This is a genomic window from Paenibacillus lutrae (genome assembly GCF_009757775.1).
GTDB classification, from domain to species: Bacteria; Bacillota; Bacilli; order Paenibacillales; family NBRC-103111; genus Paenibacillus_F; species Paenibacillus_F lutrae.
This window is the reverse complement of sequence record NZ_RHLK01000015.1, coordinates 25,878-45,527: the sequence shown is the minus strand read 5'-3', so window position 1 is coordinate 45,527 and position 19,650 is coordinate 25,878. Positions and strand designations below refer to the sequence as shown.

At 50.2% G+C, this 19,650-nt stretch carries 21 protein-coding genes; 15 read left to right on the top strand and 6 right to left on the bottom strand.

Annotation, left to right across the window (positions count from 1 at the left end):
• Positions 1–258 precede the first annotated feature (258 nt).
• Positions 259–519, top strand: coding sequence for a hypothetical protein (locus tag EDM21_RS19915; RefSeq protein WP_157338197.1), 261 nt, complete (start codon positions 259–261; stop codon positions 517–519).
• Positions 520–547: 28 nt separating this feature from the next.
• Positions 548–1,534: a tryptophan--tRNA ligase gene (gene trpS, locus EDM21_RS19910; protein WP_157338196.1), complete on the top strand. Its 987-nt coding sequence runs from the start codon at positions 548–550 to the stop codon at positions 1,532–1,534.
• 55 nt (positions 1,535–1,589) lie between these two features.
• Here trpS and EDM21_RS19905 read toward each other — a convergent pair whose 3' ends face one another.
• Positions 1,590–1,778 carry a DUF5325 family protein gene (locus EDM21_RS19905; RefSeq protein WP_157338195.1) on the bottom strand — a complete coding sequence of 63 codons (189 nt, stop codon included), beginning with the start codon at positions 1,776–1,778 and terminating at the stop codon, positions 1,590–1,592.
• Between the two features lie 127 nt (positions 1,779–1,905).
• On the opposite strand from EDM21_RS19905, the gene EDM21_RS19900 reads away from it, so the two are divergent.
• A complete protein-coding gene (locus EDM21_RS19900) occupies positions 1,906–2,130 on the top strand; it encodes an alpha/beta-type small acid-soluble spore protein (RefSeq protein WP_068773900.1) in 225 nt (74 codons plus the stop codon).
• Between the two features lie 279 nt (positions 2,131–2,409).
• Here EDM21_RS19900 and EDM21_RS19895 read toward each other — a convergent pair whose 3' ends face one another.
• Positions 2,410–3,393 carry a metal-dependent hydrolase gene (locus EDM21_RS19895; RefSeq protein ID WP_166542100.1) on the bottom strand — a complete coding sequence of 328 codons (984 nt, stop codon included), beginning with the start codon at positions 3,391–3,393 and terminating at the stop codon, positions 2,410–2,412.
• Between the two features lie 86 nt (positions 3,394–3,479).
• On the opposite strand from EDM21_RS19895, the gene EDM21_RS19890 reads away from it, so the two are divergent.
• Positions 3,480–3,782 (top strand): hypothetical protein, encoded by a 303-nt coding sequence (locus EDM21_RS19890; protein ID WP_157338194.1) that lies wholly within the window; start codon positions 3,480–3,482, stop codon positions 3,780–3,782.
• Between the two features lie 81 nt (positions 3,783–3,863).
• Here the strand turns inward: EDM21_RS19890 and gerQ are convergent, their stop codons facing one another.
• Together gerQ and EDM21_RS19880 are read right to left on the bottom strand one after the other, a co-directional pair.
• On the bottom strand, positions 3,864–4,334 hold the full coding sequence (gene gerQ, locus EDM21_RS19885; RefSeq protein WP_157338193.1) for a spore coat protein GerQ: 471 nt from the start codon (positions 4,332–4,334) through the stop codon (positions 3,864–3,866).
• A gap of 159 nt (positions 4,335–4,493) precedes the next feature.
• On the bottom strand, positions 4,494–5,189 hold the full coding sequence (locus tag EDM21_RS19880; protein ID WP_157338192.1) for a response regulator transcription factor: 696 nt from the start codon (positions 5,187–5,189) through the stop codon (positions 4,494–4,496).
• A gap of 351 nt (positions 5,190–5,540) precedes the next feature.
• Between EDM21_RS19880 and cyoE the strand changes: the two genes are divergently transcribed.
• Both cyoE and EDM21_RS19870 read left to right on the top strand, forming a co-directional pair.
• Positions 5,541–6,488: a heme o synthase gene (cyoE, locus tag EDM21_RS19875; protein WP_420850680.1), complete on the top strand. Its 948-nt coding sequence runs from the start codon at positions 5,541–5,543 to the stop codon at positions 6,486–6,488.
• Positions 6,489–6,567: 79 nt separating this feature from the next.
• Complete coding sequence (locus EDM21_RS19870; protein ID WP_157338190.1) at positions 6,568–7,206, top strand: SCO family protein; 639 nt, start codon at positions 6,568–6,570, stop codon at positions 7,204–7,206.
• Positions 7,207–7,216: 10 nt separating this feature from the next.
• Here the strand turns inward: EDM21_RS19870 and EDM21_RS19865 are convergent, their stop codons facing one another.
• Positions 7,217–7,564 carry a toprim domain-containing protein gene (locus EDM21_RS19865; protein ID WP_157338189.1) on the bottom strand — a complete coding sequence of 116 codons (348 nt, stop codon included), beginning with the start codon at positions 7,562–7,564 and terminating at the stop codon, positions 7,217–7,219.
• Positions 7,565–7,844: 280 nt separating this feature from the next.
• The gene (locus EDM21_RS19860) at positions 7,845–9,038 is read right to left on the bottom strand and encodes an MFS transporter (protein ID WP_157338188.1); all 1,194 of its coding nucleotides are present in this window, start codon (positions 9,036–9,038) and stop codon (positions 7,845–7,847) included.
• A 144-nt stretch (positions 9,039–9,182) separates the two neighbouring features.
• Between EDM21_RS19860 and EDM21_RS24650 the strand changes: the two genes are divergently transcribed.
• The 9 genes from EDM21_RS24650 to EDM21_RS19820 all read left to right on the top strand — a co-directional run bounded on the left by EDM21_RS24650 (position 9,183) and on the right by EDM21_RS19820 (position 19,627).
• On the top strand, positions 9,183–9,338 hold the full coding sequence (locus tag EDM21_RS24650; protein ID WP_166542099.1) for a hypothetical protein: 156 nt from the start codon (positions 9,183–9,185) through the stop codon (positions 9,336–9,338).
• 61 nt (positions 9,339–9,399) lie between these two features.
• A complete protein-coding gene (locus EDM21_RS19855; protein ID WP_157338187.1) occupies positions 9,400–9,825 on the top strand; it encodes a hypothetical protein in 426 nt (141 codons plus the stop codon).
• Positions 9,826–9,865: 40 nt separating this feature from the next.
• Positions 9,866–11,008 carry a transglutaminase domain-containing protein gene (locus tag EDM21_RS19850; protein WP_157338186.1) on the top strand — a complete coding sequence of 381 codons (1,143 nt, stop codon included), beginning with the start codon at positions 9,866–9,868 and terminating at the stop codon, positions 11,006–11,008.
• A 188-nt stretch (positions 11,009–11,196) separates the two neighbouring features.
• Positions 11,197–13,239 carry a peptidoglycan D,D-transpeptidase FtsI family protein gene (locus tag EDM21_RS19845; protein WP_157338185.1) on the top strand — a complete coding sequence of 681 codons (2,043 nt, stop codon included), beginning with the start codon at positions 11,197–11,199 and terminating at the stop codon, positions 13,237–13,239.
• A gap of 473 nt (positions 13,240–13,712) precedes the next feature.
• Entirely contained in the window at positions 13,713–15,587 is a 1,875-nt protein-coding gene (gene asnB / locus EDM21_RS19840; RefSeq protein ID WP_068773912.1) for an asparagine synthase (glutamine-hydrolyzing), read from the top strand.
• A gap of 254 nt (positions 15,588–15,841) precedes the next feature.
• Entirely contained in the window at positions 15,842–16,600 is a 759-nt protein-coding gene (locus tag EDM21_RS19835) for an HAD-IIB family hydrolase (RefSeq protein WP_166542098.1), read from the top strand.
• A 37-nt stretch (positions 16,601–16,637) separates the two neighbouring features.
• Positions 16,638–17,114, top strand: coding sequence for a DUF456 domain-containing protein (locus tag EDM21_RS19830; RefSeq protein WP_157338184.1), 477 nt, complete (start codon positions 16,638–16,640; stop codon positions 17,112–17,114).
• Positions 17,115–17,157: 43 nt separating this feature from the next.
• Positions 17,158–17,886: a ThuA domain-containing protein gene (locus EDM21_RS19825; RefSeq protein WP_157338183.1), complete on the top strand. Its 729-nt coding sequence runs from the start codon at positions 17,158–17,160 to the stop codon at positions 17,884–17,886.
• Between the two features lie 79 nt (positions 17,887–17,965).
• Positions 17,966–19,627: a putative polysaccharide biosynthesis protein gene (locus EDM21_RS19820; RefSeq protein WP_157338182.1), complete on the top strand. Its 1,662-nt coding sequence runs from the start codon at positions 17,966–17,968 to the stop codon at positions 19,625–19,627.
• The last annotated feature ends 23 nt before the right edge of the window (positions 19,628–19,650 follow it).

Below are 19,650 nucleotides of genomic sequence, written 5' to 3'. Positions count from 1 at the left end.
TATTAGCCGCGCATTCCTTTGCTAATCTTGCCCGCGTGAGCCGAAGAAGAAGTCCGGCCGTTAACGGCCGGACTTTTTTCTGCCTCAGGCAGGCTGTCCACGTTGATCGAGCAGAGATGCAGCCTGAGAAGACGGCATTGACATCCCGCTCAAACGGGGTATAATAAACTAAAATTAACAGGTACTTTAGTAAAGGCGAGGACGGGAACAAGTAGGCTGCAGCTGTTCTTCCAGAGAGCCGGTGGATGGTGCGAACCGGTGGAACAAGGTAGTACCGAATGGATCCCCGAGCTTGAAGTGGAACGGAAGCGGGACTCTCACAGTCCATCAGCGGATCAGGTAAGCCGCAGCACTTCCCGGTATATGGAACGGCCGCTCCCCGTTATCGGAGCCGAAGGCTTAGTTCTGCAGCGCGCTGTGCGTGAGTTCTGCGGATTTAAGCAAATAAGGGTGGCACCGCGGTCTTTCGTCCCTTCGACGAGAGGCCTTTTTTGCGTTCAATTCGTTCAAGTTTTTTAATTTTACAACATTCAAGGAGGGTTTATTGATGAAAAGAGTACTTTCCGGCATGCAGTCGAGCGGCAGATTAACACTGGGCAACTATATCGGTGCGCTGCGCAACTATGTGAAGCTCCAAGACGAGCATAAGTGTTATTTTATGGTGGCGAATCTTCATGCTCTCACAGTCCCTCAGGAGCCGGCTGCTCTCAAAGAGCAGACCGAATCGGTTGCCGCGCTGTATCTGGCGGCAGGAATTGATCCGTCCAAAGCAAGTATCTTTCTCCAATCCTCTGTCAAAGAACATGCGGAGCTGGGATGGTTGCTGACGACACTGACCTATATGGGTGAGCTGGAGCGGATGACCCAGTTCAAAGATAAGTCCGCAGGAAAAGATTCGATCGGCGTCGGTCTGTTTACGTATCCGTCTCTGATGGCGGCGGATATTCTTCTGTATAATGCCGATCTGATTCCGGTAGGGGATGACCAGAAGCAGCATCTGGAGCTGACCCGCGATCTCGCACTGCGCTTCAATAAACGGTTCGGCGATACGTTCACGATTCCGCAGCCGTATATTCCGGAAGTAGGCGCCCGAATTATGGGTCTTGACGATGCCTCCAAGAAAATGAGCAAGAGCAGCCCGAATCCCGGCAGTTTTATCGCGATGCTCGATGAGCCGGATGTGATCCGCAAGAAATTCAGCCGCGCGGTCACGGACTCCGGCCGCGAGGTGAAGTATGACCCGCAGAACAAGCCTGAAATCAGCAATCTTATCAGCATCTATACCCAGTGTTCGGAACTTACCGTGGCGCAGGTGGAAGCCAAATACGAAGGCGGACAAGGCTACGGAACGTTTAAGAAGGACCTGGCTGAAGTCGTCGTCGCTCAGCTTGAGCCTATTCAGACCCGTTACCGCGAAATCCGTGAATCGGGAGAGCTGTACGAGGTGCTTCGCAAAGGGGCGCAGGAAGCAACCGAGCTGGCATCTGCGACGGTACGCGAAGTGAAAGAAAAGATGGGAATTGTTCAGCCTTAGAAGCCGTTCCTTTTATACCGGTATAAAAAAAGCGCCGCACGGGCGCTCTGGGAAATTATTTTCCCGAAGTTTCCCGCTTGCGGCGCATTTTTGCTTTGGTGACAAAGCCAAAGCCCATAAATCCTATCGACAACACGATAAACAAAAGGACAAGCAGCGGTTCGCGTGTAGAAATAGCGAAGCTGATTCCTGCCAACAGGATCGTGCCGATGACGGCAAACAGCAGTCCAAATCCGCGACTCATTGAAAATCACCTGCTTTCAAAGTTTTTTGTTATAGATGCGTATAGAAATTTGTAACCGTCACATACTATTCTTGCAAGCTTGCAAATACATCACGAAACTTAGCTGACTGAAAGGAGTCTGATCCCAATGGGAACTGGACAATCTCGTAACAGCAATGCACTGGTAGTACCTCAAGCAACTCAAGCACTTGATCAATTGAAGTATGAGGTAGCTCAAGAACTGGGCATTCAAATTCCTCAAGATGGCTACTACGGTTACATGGCAACTCGCGACACAGGTGCTATCGGTGGACACATCACTCGCCGCCTGGTCCAAATCGCTGAGCAGCAGCTGGCTGGTCAAAGCCGCTAATTCTCACCTGAAATAGCAAGAGGCAATCTTCATATGAGCTCAAGGGGACAAGATCCCCTTGAGCTTTGTCTTTTGGGCAGCGGAGTGCCGCGGCCTGACGCAGCAGTTAATTATCATAACGGGGTACGTCTATCGGGCGACGAACCGGACAAAGAAAACCGCGCCCCGAGAGGCGCGGTTTTTCATGTAATGTCCGACTAGATCGGACCCGGTCTAACACGCCTGTTCTCACTTTACCAGACAGGCCACCAAAAGAAAATCGTTAAAAATAAGCAGTTGTCAGTAACTATCCACACGAAGCCTTTTCTGCAGCCGGTCATCACTGAGCCAGCCGATGTAGGAATCCAGGGGTTTATAATCGTGGTCCATCAGCAGGACGGCTACGAAAGGATATTGCTTCCGGTGACGGTAGCGTACATCGCTCCATCTGACCTCGTATCCCCATGGTTTTTCTATAACCTGGGCACATGCGTGGCCGGAGAAATAAAGAAAGGCTTGGATATCCTTGTGGTTCTTAGAAGCATCGGCGGCAGGGTGGATGTCACATTTGACTCGATCGATCCAGCGGAGCTTACCGCTGCGAAGATCTCCTAGCGTGTACAGCCCGTCCTCATTTTGTTTGACCACATTCCAGGCATACAAATTGTAGGTGGGAATAGCCATGTACTTATCACCGGCTCTATAATCCGGGTCTTTGAGCGGGAGTTTCTTCTCCACCAGGTAATGAGCCGTTGTCCGCCACACATAATAGACAGCGATCAGCCCGTACAGCAAAGGGAATATGAAAGACGGTTCTGCGAGATGAACGGCCCATAGGAATATAGCGACAAGATGGGCTGTAAAAATAAACGGATCAAAAATATGGATAATGTTCCACGAGATCCATTTGTCCGTAAACGGCCGGAAAGCTTGTGTTCCATACGTGTTGAACAAATCCGTAAAGACATGAAAGGCGACTGCGATAAATACCCACAAGCCCAAGTGCAGAATCGGAACGCCTTTGAAGATAAGAGCAAGGAGTCCCGTAATCAGCAGTGTCCATAAGGCAACAAACGGCAGCGAGTGCGAAATGCCGCGATGATTGCGGATATAGACAGCATTATTCCGGAAACGAAGAAGTGTGTCGAAGTCCGGAGCTTGTGAGCCAAGAACGGTTCCGATAAAGACGGCCGTCATGGCCGTTGAATTGGAAGCAACGACGGGGTCTACCGTGGACAGGCCTGCTAGGCCAAAGCCGATGACTAAATGAGTTCCCGTATCCACTGGCTCTCCTCCTAAGCTGGAAATGTCTTTGCCTGTATATTATAGTTTACCATGATCAGGTTAAATTTAAATCAACCGGAGGGAATATGGGCAAAGTTTTTGTTGAATATGCTATTCTTCCTGAATACCGCCACGCGTATCTGGCTTTTATACTTGAACGTCAGGCGCTGGACAAACGATTGTCTGTCTATGAAGGGACAGACCAGCCGGGACTCTTCGTTGAAACCTGGGAACCAGTATCCCACGAAGAGTACGTTTCCATGCGTGCGGACCGACAAAGCGGGGACAACCCCGTATGGAGCGTCATGCACAGCTGGGTCAAAGGGGGAAGCGCCAAACTTAACATTTGGCATTTCCATGAGATTTATAACCCGTTAAGCGGCAATTAGAACCGGATTCGGCCTAAAAACTGCTGCAGCCGACCGGGCACAACAAAAGCCTCGGCTGATGCCGAGGCCGTTTGGTTCCGGTTAACGGGGCTGTATCGGTGTGTTGAAGTAGTTGAGCGGCTCATCAAAGGTAGCATAATCAAGATTAACCATGAGCAGCAGGTAACGCATGCCGGTTTTGGGATCGCTAATGATAATATGATCCCGGCCCGCCGCTTCAACGACGCCGCGGAAAATTTTGGCGTTCCATTCGCTGTTGTTTTCGAAAGTCATGTAGAAGGTTCCGACTTTGCCGAGGTTAAGGCGCAGAATATTCTCTACATAAGATTCTTCCAGCGGCAGTGCGTTTAACTGGCCTCCCGGGGTAATGCCGATGCCGCTTGGTACTGGCGGCGGAACTTGCTGCTGCTGGGGGTATGAAGGGTATGAAGGGTATCCTTGCATATAACCGGGATAAGCCGTGTAACCGGGTGCTGCTTGAGCAGGGTAGTTCATGTAGCCTTGCGGTGTACCGATATTCGGTTTGTTACCTGGGTTTACGCTGATCGTCATAAGTCTGACATCCTCCTTATATGGCCCACATCAGGTGTTATGTTCCGGCTTTGCCGGGTGGGCGTTTATCCATAACCATCATATGGAGTAGGCGTTCGTTTGGTGACAACAAAAAACCTTGCAAAGGTCCATGACCCCGTGCAAGGTTCTTCGCCGATCCTATTCGGCAGCAAGCATAAATTTATAGCCGACTCCCCATACGGTTTTGATGTACTTGGGATCTTTAGGATCTTTTTCGATTTTTTTTCGCAAATTAGCAATATGTACGTCGATAGCTCGTTCCGTTACGAATGAGTCGATACCCCGGATACGATTTAGCAGTTCTTCACGGCTGAATACTTTACCCTCATGAAGCCATAACAGTTTGATGATTTCAAATTCGGAAAATGTTGTTTCGACGGCGTTATGATTGACATATAAACACCGTTTGTCCGTATCCACGTGGATGGACGGGGGAGTGTTCCGTGCGGGCGCATCGGATTGTACGTGAGTCAGATGGGACCGGCGCAGCAGCGCTTTAATTCTTGCGGAGAGCTCGCGCATGCTGAATGGCTTACATAAGTAATCATCTGCACCAATCAGCAGCGCTTTGACCCGGTCGGACACTTCATTCTTTGCGGATACCATAAGGATGGGCAAAGACGACATACTCCGGATATCCGCGCACAGCTTCATGCCGTCATAATCCGGAAGCATAATGTCGAGAACGACAAGATCAGGCATAAACTCTTTGAATAACCGTAGACCCGTTTGCCCGTCTGAAGCGCGTTTTACTATATAAGCGTCTTCGGCCAAGTAAATCGACATCATATCCCCAATGCTGTTATCGTCCTCAATGATCAATATATTGGACATTAAGGTGGACCCTCCCTGCTTGAGGAATCTGATAGTTGTTAAGAAAATGTTGTGAATCTTCATGGTTTCTTAACAACTTTCTTGAATTTTCTTAAAACCATTTATTTTAACTATACTAAATCCATTTTGTGACGTCTACCACAGATTCCTTTCAAATTGGAAATTTGGAATTCGACAATATCATGACAACTCCTGTCATTACATTGTCAAACGATGTCCTGCTTGTTATGATGAATTGGAAGTAAGCGATGGGTATCAGGTTGTTGTCAGATTCAGCGTTTATATGTAACAATTTGGAGGTTGAGATCCTTGGATAAACAATTAGGATACAAAGCTACTGCGGATACGGTGCTGCACGCTGCTGAGTCAGCGGGAGTCCAATCGGCAGCGCAGGCTGATGTTCCTTCGGCTCCGGCTTCTTGGAGAGATTTTCTCGTTCTGACCAAGCCGGGTATTATATTTTCAAACCTTATCACCGCTTTCGGCGGTTTCTGGATTGCATCTGCAGGGACGTTCAACCTGGACTGGTTTCTGCTGCTGATTTATGCGATGGTCGGTACGGCTCTTGTGCTGGCGTCCGGTACGGTTCTGAATAACTATTTGGACCGGGACATGGATGCGAAGATGGAGCGAACGAAGAAGCGCGCTACCGTGAGAGGCACGATCAAGCCTTCCGTCGTTCTTGCTTTTGGGATTATACTTGGCGTAATCGGACTTTCCCTGCTCTATCTGCTGGTGAATCCGTTGACCGCACTGCTCGGAATAACCGGTATGTTCTTGTATGTATGGATCTATACGGTCATATTCAAAAGAACGTCGGTATGGGGAACGTTCGCCGGAAGCTTCTCCGGAGCGGTTCCGCCGGTAATGGGTTATGTGGCCGTCACAGGTTCACTTGATATGACTGCTCTTATCCTTTATCTGATTTTATTCCTGTGGCAGCCGCCTCATTTCTGGGCACTCGGCATACGCCGCAAGGAAGAGTATCGTGCAGCCGGTTATCCGCTGCTGCCGGTAGTCAAAGGCAATTATGTGACCAAAGTAAGCATGATGCGTTACATCGTACTGCTCGTTCCAGTTTCCCAGCTTCTCTTCCTGTATGGTGGAGATGTCAGAGTCGGTCCGCTATACTTCTTCGCGGCAACGATCATGGGATTGATCTGGGCGTTCATGTGCTACAAAGGCTTCAAAACAAAAGATGACGACAAATGGGCCAAAGGCATGTTCGTTTACTCGGTGAACTACCTGACCCTGCTTTTCCTGATCATGGTTGTGGATTCCACAATTATGAACCTATAATTAATTAACAACAGGATTCGTTTTCAAAACAAACATCCCATGGCGACATGGGATGTTTTTAAAGGGGAGACAATGACGCATGGCAGATGGATTTTGGTCGAAGAACTGGTTTAAAGTGAGCATTTCAGTTGTCCTGATTGCAGTAATCGCTTCGTTCGCATTTAAATTGAGCACGCAGGACCAGGGCAGAGATTATTTGGACAAAGATAAATCGATGGGACCTTCTCCAAGCTATCAGTTGACGGATGCGGAGGGCAACAAAGCTGCATCGGCAGATTACGACGGTAAAGTTAAGCTGGTTTATTTTTTCTTTGCCAGCTGTCCGGACGTTTGTCCGATTACGACCAATTTTTTGTCCAAGGTACAAGATGAGATGAAAAAGGAGAAGGTGTTTGAGAATAAAGCGAACATCGTATCCATTTCATTCGATCCTGCCAGAGACACCCCTGATGCGTTAAAAGAATATGCACTTAGAAACCGTGCTGATTTCACCGGATGGAAGTTCCTGACGGGAACGGACGAGAAGGAAATGGCGGCTTTGGCCAAAAAGTTTCAGGTGGGGGTAACGAAGGACAAGAACGGCAATTTCACTCACAACAATGTCATTCTTCTTCTCGATAAAAAGGGAGAGATCCGGACGTATTACAATGCGAATAACCCGGATCTGGATCAGACGGAAATTGTAAAAGACATGAAAGTATTAATCAAAGAAAGATAAGCTTTGCTTCCTATAAGGCAGGCGCAGGCGGATACAGAATGTATTCCTCCAGCCCTGCCTTTTCTAATTGCTGAATGAGGTACTCATCGGGCGTTCCTTCCACTCCGGCATAGCCGCGGCGCGTGTAAATCTGCTCTCCGTCAGGGAATACGTCCCTGAGTTTACCGCGTATCTTCTTGCCGGAAGAATCGTTATCCGTGAATACGTAAACTTCCTGAAAGCCGACCTTTTTCTGCAGCTTTTCAAGCGCCTCTGTTCCCGGTGTTCCGTATGTACAATATATTTCGACATCGCTGCTTAGAAGCCGGCGCAGTTTGCTCCGGTCATTTTTGCCTTCCACGATTATGGCGATGGGCATTCCCGTCCACTCCTTCGTCTGGACACTTTTTTCTGCGAACACAGGATGCGGCCAAGTGTCGGTATTATTATAATGGACAACATTCGCCGCTTCAAATAGATAGAAGGAAAACGGGTGGCGACAGCATTTCCTGGGAAATGTCGAAAAACTGAAAAACGGCTTGTTTCACAAGCCGCCGATTCTCCGGATTTTATTATAGAAGGAATAGTCGGAAGATTGAAGGAATGTGGGAAATAGCTTCCAAGTATCCGTCTCCGTAACAGGTAAATGAATGAACCTCCTAGGCGGAAGCAGGCCTGAGCAATCGGAAGGGCAGCAGTGTAAGTGCGCACATCAGAATAAAAAAGGCTATAAAATAGGGGGACACGAAGTTTCTCCACTGTCCCGCAACCATCGGGCCGATAAAGGCGCCAATGGAATAGGCGATGGACAGAAGAGAGAAGACCCGGCCGTAACGGTTGCTGCTCGTAATCGCGGCAAGCATGGTTGCAAGAGACGGGAAGATTATGCCTTTGGCCATCCCGATCAGGAACAGTGTGACATAGAGAGGCAGGGGCCACTGGATGGCCAGTCCGAAGAACAAGACAGAGAGGATGAGGGACCCTGCTACCGTCCGCTGGATAGGCGGGATCCGGTTCAGGAAGAACATGCTGAGCGACACCAATGCTCCAAGGCTGATCAAGGAGAAGAACAAACCGGATGTCAGCAGGGAGTTCTGGGCTGTTTTCATGAGCGGCAGTTCAAAGAACAGGATACCCTGGGAGCAGGACAATGCCAGAGGGACGGCATAGAACAGCCAGGGAATGGATGGCGAAGCCGCATCAGGAATAAGGGGTGCTATCGTTTCCGGTTTGCTGTCTGCACTCTTGGAAGCAGAGGGCAGCCGTTCTTCGGCCGTATGTCTGCTCGTATCGTCGGCGATAGCCCCGCGCGGCTCTTTCAGCCAAGGGATGGATATCAGTCCCGTAATGATAAGCACCCAGCCCAGCAGCGTAAAGGAAGCAGTGAAGCCGAACTGCGCCACGAGATAGGCGCCTGCCGCAGGCGAGATGACGGAAGCAAGGGTGTGGACCAGACCGTTGCCTGCCATAAGCTTGCTCTGATGAACACTATCCGTCGCGATTTTGGCGAGCATAGCCAGGCAGGCGGGTGACAGGAATGCCAGCACGAATCCGCTGATGGAACGGATCATAAGAAGCTGCCAGGGATCCTCTACCCGTGATTGGAAAATGAGTACAATACCTGCTACAATCAGGCTGAATACGATAAAGAGCTTGCTTCCGTATTTATCTACGCCAAAGCCTGCTATCAAATTGCCGGGTAAGTGGGTAAGGGAATACATCCCCATGATGAGCCCGATAAAGGATGGCGCAGCTCCAAGAGACAATGCGAACGGAGTTAAGATCGGGTATTGGGCATGAAGATCGAAAAAAGCTACGAACATAAAGAAATAAAGCCATATTGCCGTTTTCATATCGGAACACACCGCCTCATCTATTTTGCTGCGGAACTACTTGTCTCACCAACTCGTCTTTATAAGATGTACGCCCCTTGTCCCGTACTTATGCTATCTGAAATTAGACAGGCTTGCCGCCGTAAAGAAAGAGAGGTAAGAGCGATGGATCCGATTTTTATTATTGCTATTGGCGTGCTTCTTGCTATTGCTGTCATCCGTCTGGCCAAAACGAAGCGCAGCGTACAAAAACAAATTGACCGCGGCGACCATATCCGACATGATTTGGAAATGTTGCGTAAAAAAAGAGAGGAAGAATAAACGATTCGTCGTATAAACATAGAGTAAGCCATTTAACCAGGAAAATTAAGGGGGATTTGAGTTGGAAGCATGGATTGCGTTTATTCAGGAGCGCTGGCTGCTGATCGCGGCGGCGATCATAGTACTCCTCGTGGTGATTAGTCTTGTTAAAACGATCATTAAATGGGTATTGGTTATTGTGATTGTAGGGGCTCTGCTGGTTTACGGAGCGAATTATAAGGATACGCTGCAAAGTGTAAGCGGGACTGCTTTGACCGAAATCAGCAACCAGGCGATCAAAACGATCCAGGACGAAGCAAAGGATGCCAAATACACGAAAAATCCGGATGGAACGTATACCGTCGGGACCAAAAGTGTCAAAATTGAAGGCAAAGACGGTTCAGCGGACGTGGCCATCACATTCATGAACCGGACTTTCAACGTTAAGGCAGACAGTGTTATTCAGGCATTTATCGATCAGGCCAAAAAGAATACGGGACAGCAGTAATAACAACTTACAAATTACAAAAGCTGGGAGGTCCGGTGCTATGTCCGATTCAATCTTTAGTTGGGAGTCCATGAATATCATCTCTGTCATCCTCATTTTGGTCGTGGTCGGCTCAGCGATTCAAGGCATTGTACGCGGAACCTCCGGTTCAGCTAAACATTTGCTGCGGATGATTTGCGAGACGTTCGTAACCGTAGCGACCATTTATTTGGCCTGGCAGGCGTCCAAACTGCTGTCAGTTCCATTACAGAACTGGCTGAAGAGCCTTTCCATACAAATTCCCGCGGCAGAGATGCCCGTCTGGAAACAGACGTATTATACCGCAGTAACAGCTATACGGGATTTTGAACTGTTCCGGTTCGGTGTGCTCTTCTTGCTCACCTATCTGGTGATTAGACAAATTCTGTACTGGTTTGTTGATCCAATTCTGCTGCGCTGGGCACACAGCCGCTGGGACCGGGAAGACAAGCCCTCGGTTGCCAGCGCCGCAACCGGGGGCCTGATCGGTTCCGTGACAGGCGCCTGGCGGGCGATGCTGGTGGTCGCCGTGCTGTTCGTCTATGTCACGCTCTTTCCTCAAACGAAGCCGGCTAGTTATATAGGGGCTTCGAATCTGTATCAGAAAGGCGCCCGGGAAGTTATTCAGCCGTTTACGGGGGACTTTCTACAGAGTCAACTGCCGGTCTTTACCCGGGCGGTTGAGCAGGAATTCAATCAGATCCTCCAGCGGAAATATGAAGTGGTGGATGCCAACATCCCGGCCGATATATCCGCTGCAGCCAAAGAAGTGACCAAGAATGGCGGCACGGATGAGGAGAAGGCGGAGCTGCTGTACAAGTGGGTGGGCAGCCGGGTTGCTTATGACTACGGCAAGGTTGATCTATATGAACAGCAGCGGATCTGGAAGGAACAGACGCCGGAAGACACATTCGCAAGCCGTACAGGCGTCTGTATCGACTACTCCCGGCTGTACGCGGTAATGGCCCGCTCCATCGGACTGGACGTCAAAGTCGTAACGGGGCTTGGCTCGGACGGCCGTGGCGGCTACGGTCCCCATGCCTGGAATGAAGTGTATTTGACAGAGAAGAAGCAGTGGGTACCGCTTGATGCCACCTGGGTATCGAGCGGCAGCAACTGGTTCAATCCGCCGGATTTCGATAAGACGCACATCCGCGATGTTTAGAACAACCGCTCCTGTCCTGAGGAGCGGTTTTGTTCTAAGCAGAGCGGACCGTGAGGAACAAGAGGGTGGGCATAACTGTCATCCTGCGACATTTTTCACAGATGGTACATGTATGGTAAACTAGGGTGGATGGGGACGCGAAAGTTAAAGTCCGTGTCAGAACCAACGTTACTAAGGAAGGAAGCACGATGGACAACGAAGATATTCAAAAGAAAGATTCTGGTAAACGGCACTTTTCAATCCGGATTAATTTATTCTTTTTCGCCACATTTTTGCTGTTTTCCGTCTTGATTGTGAAGCTTGCTATTCTTCAATTTGTTGAAGGAGAAAAGCTTGCGGAGGAAGAACACTCAGCCACCAACCGTGAAACGCCAATTGCCCCGATCCGGGGGAATATTTATGATTCCAACAGCTACCCGATCGCATATACGATACCGGTTCAATCTGTGTTTTTCCGGATCGAATCCGGGCAGAAAGATAAGGATGAGGTCATAGCATTCGCTCATAAGCTTGCGGATATTTTCCAGCAGTACGGCTCCGCTAAATCGAAGCAGACGCCTCTGACGGCGGCAGCCATCGTCGAACTTATGGACGTCGGCTATGATATCGACAAGAATAAAACGAAAGAGCCCAGCTATTATTCCATCCCCAGGCGGATCAAAGCGGATTTGTCCAAAGAAGAAGTTGCTTATCTGCTTGAGCACCGCGATGAATTCAAATGGGTTGAAGTGATGGAGGAAAGCATCCGCACCTATGATGAGGACAAAATCGCCGTGCAATTGACCGGCTATATGAGGCAGTTTTCTACGGCGCGCGAGTCTAAGTACGGACTGTCCTTCTATAAAGACAAAACCAAGACCGAGGAATACCTGGATACCGAGGATGTAGGCTATGACGGTCTTGAGCTGATGTACCAGGAAGAACTCCGGGGTAAGAACGGCTACAAAACGTACCCGGTTAACTCGTCCCAGAAGATTATAGGCAATGTGACGATTACCAAGCCCGAGAAGGGGAACAACCTGCACCTGACGATTCACAAGGATATTCAGACCCGTACGGAACAGAAAATCATGGATCAACTAACCTACCTGCGCCAGCCTAAATCAGGCAGCTACGGCTATTCGCCGAATGCGCGCTCCGGTTATGCGGTAGCCATGGAAGTAGATACGGGACGGATCATTACGATGGCGAGTATGCCGGATTACGATCCGAATCTGTGGACAGGCGGCATCAAGACGACGGATTATGCCAAAATCCAGCCTTTCGTGAACAACGGAACCATTACGACGGCCTATCCGGATTATCCGGAGAAAGAACTGAGGAAGCATGCCAATTCCATGGTTTACATGGGTTCGACCATTAAGCCGCTGACTGTGCTTGTCGGTCTTAAGGAAGGCTTTTTCAAGCCTCAGGACAGGTACAACGACACCGGCTCTTACTCGTTCGGTAAGCAGGGGTCGCAAAGTACCATCTGGAATTCAGGACGTAAAGCATGGGGGCCGATTAATGCGGCCCAGGCGCTGGAGCACTCATCGAATACGTATATGTCGGCTTGGATCGGCAGCAAGCTGTACTTCGAGCGCAAGAACGGCCTGCAGATCTGGGACGATTACTTGAAGAGATTCGGGCTGACCACCTCTACGCAGAGCGGTCTGCCTAATGAATATGCCGGATCGAACGAATCGATCGCCAATGCGGCTTTGAACAGCGCCCAATCTGCCCTTATTTATGCTTCGTGGGGACAGAACGAGAAAGCGACGACTTTGCAGCTGGCCCAGCACACGGCTATGCTCGCGACTCAAGGGAAGAGATTGAAGCCTCAATTCGTCGACAAAATCACGACTTATGACGGTGAAATCGTTAAGAAATTCGGTCCTGAGATACTGAGCGAGGAAAAGTCCTTCAAGCAGGAATACTGGGATACGATTTTTGCCGGGATGAAACGGGTTAAATCACAAGGCTTCGATAACGTGAATTACACCTTCGCATCCAAGACGGGAACATCGACTCAGCAGATCGGTACCAAAACGGTGGATAACGGGACTTTCATCGCTTTTGCACCGGCAGATAAACCTAAGCTGGCTGTAGCGGTTGTCATTCCAGAGGGCGGATACGGCTCCTGGAGTGCGGCTCCGATCGCCCGGGAAATCTTCGATGCCTACGATGAGTACATCGGGTTGTCCGGCACGCCTCGCGGGCCTGCAACCGGGAATACGGAGAAGAAGAAGTAAGCCCATTCTGCATAAGACGCATGCTAGATTGGCTTAGTTACTCAGAGCGGGCCGTCCAGGCTCTTAGATCAGAGTGGACATGCCGGGTTTTCGCCTAAATATGGAACCTCCTATGGGGAGGGGGCATAATATAAGGTAGGAAACCCGGTTATTTACGGTCCAAAAGTTGCCTTTCACCAACAAAAATGCCCAAAGGAAAGAGGGGTCGGCTATGAAGAAGCGCAAGCTCATGTCCTCCGTTAAGCGTCTCATATGGACGGTCATCTTCTTATAAGTAAAAAGATCACCCGGGTTACCGCCCGGGTGATTCGCTGTTGTAAAGGTCCGGCAGCGGGAAGGGTTTTCATTTTCATCGTAAGGGGAGCTGCTGCAAGGATTGCGAGTTTCCATTTTCAGAAAGGGGACAGGTTGTGCTATACTAATGTATCGAATAACAACATGTGTTGTAGTTTTTATGGAGGTGTGGATCACTCGTGTGTGGTATCACCGGTGTTATGTACTTTGAAGATAGAGAGCCATCCTTGTCCATGCTTCAGAATATGACGGACGTCATTCATCACCGCGGTCCTAACGACTCGGGCTTCTGGACGGAGAATAGAATCGGGCTTGGTTTCCGCAGGCTTTCCATTATTGATTTGGCCGAAGGCCATCAGCCGCTTTGCAATGAAGACGAATCCGTCTGGATTATTTTTAACGGAGAGATTTACAATTATAAAGCTTTACGGTCCATGCTGCTCGATCGCGGCCATGTATTCCGTACAAACAGCGACACCGAGGTCATCGTGCATCTGTACGAAGAGTTCGGGGAAGAGTGTGTCAAACACCTGCGCGGGATGTTCGGTTTTGCGATCTGGGACCGCCGCAAGAAAGAACTGTTTGCAGCTCGCGATCATTTCGGCATCAAACCTTTTTATTATCAAATGAATGACCGTCAGCTTCTCTTCGGTTCCGAAATTAAGAGCCTTATGGCCTCCGGCAGCATCAGTCCGCTGATCCGCACGGAGAGCCTTATGAACTACTTAACGTTCCAGTATGTTCCGGAGCCTAATACGATGTTCCAGGGAGTCCAGAAGCTGCCTCCCGCGCATTACCTCAAGGTTACCTTTGATGGCACAATGTCGATCCACCGTTATTGGGATCCGATGTTCCAGCCTGAGGAGCGCCCTTTTGGCGAATATGTGGAACAAATCAGGGAGACGCTCAAAGATTCGGTTGTGCATCACATGGTTAGTGACGTAGAACGCGGCTGCTTCTTATCGAGCGGCATCGACTCGACGGCCATTGCGGCGCAGATGCGCCAAATCGAGCCGATCCGTACGTTCTCGGTCGGCTTTGAAGGTCCGAATAATGAAACGATTATTGCGCAGGAAACGGCAAAAGCGCTTGGCACGGAGCATTATTCCAAAATCATTACGCGTGAGGATTTCTTCAACACGCTGCCTAAGGCTGTCTGGCACCAGGATGAGCCTGTCGCTGATCCTTCGGCGATTGCCCTCTATCATGTAGCTCAGCTCGCGCGGGAGCATGTGACAGTCACTCTCTCAGGCGAGGGAGCGGACGAGCTGTTCGGCGGATACCGGATCTACCGGGAACCGACGTCACTGGCCCCGCTGGAGGGTCTGCCGCTGCCGCTGCGCCGCTTGATGCACCGCATGGCGCTGATGCTTCCGCAGGGAATGAAAGGCCGCAATTATATTCTGCGCGGCACGACGCCTCTGGAAGAGCGTTTCCTCGGCAACGCTAAGATTTTCACCGAAGATATGAAGGCTGAGGTTCTGCGCGTTGATCACGACATGCTGAAGCGGTATCAGAATCCGTTCCAAATCGCTGCGCAGTATTATGATAAGACCAAGCATCTCGATCCTGTTTCGCGGATGCAGTACATTGACATGAATCTCTGGATGCCTGGCGATATTCTGATGAAGGCCGATAAAATGACCATGGCTCATTCTTTGGAGCTTCGCGTACCTTTCCTCGACAAGGAATTGTTCGAAGTAGCCCGCCGAATTCCAGCCAAATACCGGATTGCGGAAGGAACGACGAAGCATATTTTCCGCAAAGCGATGGAAGGCGTTGTTCCGGATTTCATTATGAACCGGCCGAAGCTGGGCTTCCCTGTTCCGCTGCGTGACTGGCTCAAAGGACCGACGGGTACGACTATGGTTGAGCAAATCAAAGCTAGCGGGATCGAAGACTACATCCGTCTGGATGCGGTCGAGAGAATGGCCAAGCTTCATCAGGATGGACAAGGAGACTATGCTCGCAGACTGTGGACGATCTACATGTTTGCTCTGTGGCATGCCACCTATATGGAAGAAACAACCCAGAAGAAAGTCGCGGCATTCTAATATAAGAGCAGCTCCGCTTAAGCTCTGTACGTTAACATGATAAGAATTATGGTTATATCTGGATCACGGCCGTGTAATAATGGTTGAGACAAGAGAGTAGCTGATCATTACGGACAGTCGCTGACAGCGGAGCTTTATTATTTGCTGGCCGGATATTCATTTCATTGAAATGGTCCGGATACGCATTCTTGAAACACCTGAAGACGATGCATACGATGTGGTTTTCCTGTAGAAAACCTGGAGGAGGAAATTCGGTGGGACAATATAAACTGGTGGCGCTGGACATGGATGGCACGCTTCTTACGGAGGAAAAAACAGTTTCCGATGCGAACAAAGAGGCGATCTACGCAGCGCTTGATGCTGGTGTAACGGTTATTTTTTCGACGGGGCGCGGGGTACAGACGGCGCTTCCTTACGCGGTGGAGCTGAAGCTGGAAACTCCGATTGTATCCGTGAACGGCAGTGAGGTATGGAAGGCGCCTAATCAGCTGCTGAAGCGCACACTGCTGGATTTGGATCTTGTACAGCGGATGTATGATCTTGCTATCGAGCACGATACCTGGTATTGGGCTTATTCGGTTGAGGGGATGTATAACCGGGACAAATGGGCCGATGACATCACCAAACCGGAATGGTTGAAATTCGGTTTTTACACCGAGAACAATGAGAGCCTGGAAATCATCCGGGGTGAACTAGCCAGTTGGGGCGTTCTTGAAATTACGAACTCTCACCCGAATAACCTCGAATTGAATCCCAAAGGGGTCAGCAAAGCAAGCGGGATTGAAGAAGTTTGTAAATTGCTGGGTATTCAAATGTCCGAAGTTATCGCGATGGGGGATAGTGAGAATGACATCGCCATGATTCGGGCTGCAGGTCTGGGTGTCGCTATGGGGAATGCTCAAGAGGGCGTTAAGCGCATAGCCGATTTGATAACGGTGACCAATGAAGAGGATGGGGTTGCAAAAGTCATCCAGGAATACGTGCTCAATCCGTCTGCCTCGACTAAGCAGTAAGAACCGGGACGACTTGGTTTAAGGAAGGATGCCGCATATGGTTATTTTGGGATGGATCCTAATTATTTTGTTGTTTGTCATCGGGATGGTAGGAGCGGTTTATCCCATCCTGCCAGGGGCGCTAGCGATTTACGCCGCTTTTTTTGTCTATGGATTTTTCTTCAGTTTTGAACCGTTTGGCTTCTGGTTCTGGTTCATTCAGACTGTAATCGTAATTGCGATCACGATCGGTGATTATCTCGTCAGCGCATTGGGCGTCAAGAAATTCGGCGGCTCCAAAGCGTCGGTTTGGGGCAGCACGATCGGACTGCTCGTCGGTCCCTTTGCGATTCCGGCTTTCGGTCTGATTCTGGGACCGTTTATCGGCGCCTTAATCGGAGAACTCTATCACGGTTCGAGCCTCAAACAGGCTGCCAAGGTCGGGGTGGGCTCGGTTCTTGGATTTTTCTCCAGCGTTGTCGTTAAGGTTGTCCTCCAAGTGCTGATGATTATTTTCTTTATTGTCTGGATCTGATCAAGACGCTGTTGACAAAACCTACTCGGAAGGAAGACGACAGATGATTAATGTTACGGTGTGGAATGAAAATGTACATGAGAAGAACAACCCGAAAGTCGCGGAAGTGTACCCGCAGGGCATTCATGGAGCCCTGGCATCCGGTCTTGCCGATGATTCTTTTGAAATTCGTACGGCAACGATGGATCAGCCGGAGCATGGCCTTACGCAAGAAGTGCTGGACAGCACCGATGTTCTGATCTGGTGGGGGCATAAGGCTCATGGCGACGTGTCGGATGCTATTGTAGATCGTGTGCAGAAGCGTGTACTGGAAGGTATGGGGCTGGTTGTTCTACACTCCGGGCATTTCTCCAAAATCTTCAAGAAGCTGATGGGCACCTCGTGCGATCTGCGCTGGAGAGAAGACGGGGAAAAAGAACGTTTGTGGGTTGTGGATCCTGCTCATCCGATTGCCCAGGGGGTCGGCCACTTCATCGAACTGGAGCATGAGGAAATGTACGGCGAGCATTTTGATATTCCCGCGCCGGACGAGCTGGTGTTCGTCAGCTGGTTTGAAGGAGGGGAAGTCTTCCGCAGCGGCTGTACGTTCCACCGTGGACAAGGTCGTATCTTCTACTTCCGTCCGGGACACGAGACATATCCGACTTATTATAACAAGGATGTCCTGAAGGTTATTTCCAACGGAGTTAAATGGGCGGCGCCTGTGAACACCACGAGACCGGTTTATGGCAAATCGGAGCCGCTCGAGATCATGAAAGGCAGCCAACCTTAAAGAATAACTCACTGCTGCTACACCATCCGGAAAAGGACTCCTTTTCCGGTCTTATTATGTAAGGGGAGAAGGAACGACATTGTCTAAAGATTCGCTCGTCAAAGGTACGCTTATATTGACCGTGGCAGCTCTGATTGCCCGGTTCCTCGGCGTATTCCAGCGGTTCCCGCTTGTTTATATGCTGGGCAATGAAGGGATGGCGAGCTACTCGGTCGCCTTTAATATCTACAGCATTCTACTCGTTGTCGCTACGGCAGGTATTCCGAGTGCCCTTAGTAAAATGGTCTCTGAGCGAACCGCGCTCGGCCAGATGGACGAGGCCAAACATATTTACCGGGCTGCACTGCTGTTTGCTGCAGGAGCCGGACTTGTTGCCAGCGTGCTGTTATTTGTTCTCTCGCCGCTGTATGCGGAGAAGTCAGGCGTTCCCGGCGCCGCATTGCCGACCATGGCGATAGCTCCTGCGCTGCTCATCTTCCCAGTCATCGCCATCATGCGGGGGTATTTCCAGGGACGGCAGCATATGCTGCCCAACGGGATCTCTCAGGTTATTGAGCAGATTATCCGTCTGATAACGGCTCTGGGCCTGGCTTATCTGCTGCTTGGTTTCGGTCTGGACTGGGCCGTGGCAGGTGCATCTTTCGGCGGCGTGACCGGCGGGATTGCCGCGATGTTGGTATTGATGTATTTTGCCCGGAAATTCCGGAGGGAGGATCTTCAAGAAGAATCTGCATCCGGGAATGCCAGGCAGGTGTCAGATCGTGACCGCTCATCAGCCGGGACGAAGCTCCCTTTTAGTCAGATCTATAAGCAGATGCTGCGTCTGTCGATCCCGATCGTTATTTTCTCCATCACCGTTACACTGATTTATGCGATAGATTCTTCGACGCTTGTTCCGCTGCTTCGTGAGCAGATCGGGGCGGATACGAGCAGGGAGCTCGTCGGGATTTTGGGAGGCCAAGCCCAGTCGCTCGCAGGACTGCCGATTGTGCTGGCTATAGCACTCAGCCAATCGGTTATCCCGATTATCTCCGCTGCTTATTCCCGCCGCGAGCTGGATCAGGTGCGTCACCAATCGGCCCGTGTTATGCAGCTTGCCATTCTATCCGGCCTGCCTATGGTGCTTGCCATTTGTACAGCTGCCCGTCCTTTGTCGGGGATGTTCGATTACGGCGGTACTCAGGCGGGGTATGAATACGGGCCGCCTATGATCGCTCTTATGACCGCGGGAGCCATGTTCCAGATCACCATGCAAACGTCGGGTGCCGTGATGATGGGCATGGGCAAAATGCGGGCGCTTGTTTCAAGCGTCGTTTTCGGAATCGCGATCAAGCTAATCGGTAACCTGGTGCTGTCGCCATGGCTGGGTGTCTATGGCATTTTGCTGTCGACCATGCTGTGCTTTATTGTCATGACAGCTTTCAATCTGGCTGTAATGCGTAATGTGGTTTCATTCCGTATTATGAATGCCCGCCGCTGGACCGGTATCGTCGCGACAACGGTTATTGTGGCCTTTGCCGGATTCTTCACAGAGCGCTTCTTGTTTGCTAACTTAGAGCTATTCCCGTGGGGAGTTGCCAATGCAACGCTTAATGCCATTATTGTAGGCGGTTTAGCCTGCTTGCTCTACGTTATCCTCTTGTTCGTGACGAAAGTCGTGACCAGTGAGGATGTGAAATCCTTCCCGGCGCCGCTCCGGAAGGTGCTTGCGAAAGCGGGCCGCTTAATGGGCCGCGGTTAAGACGCTTGCGCGGCGTCTTAAGC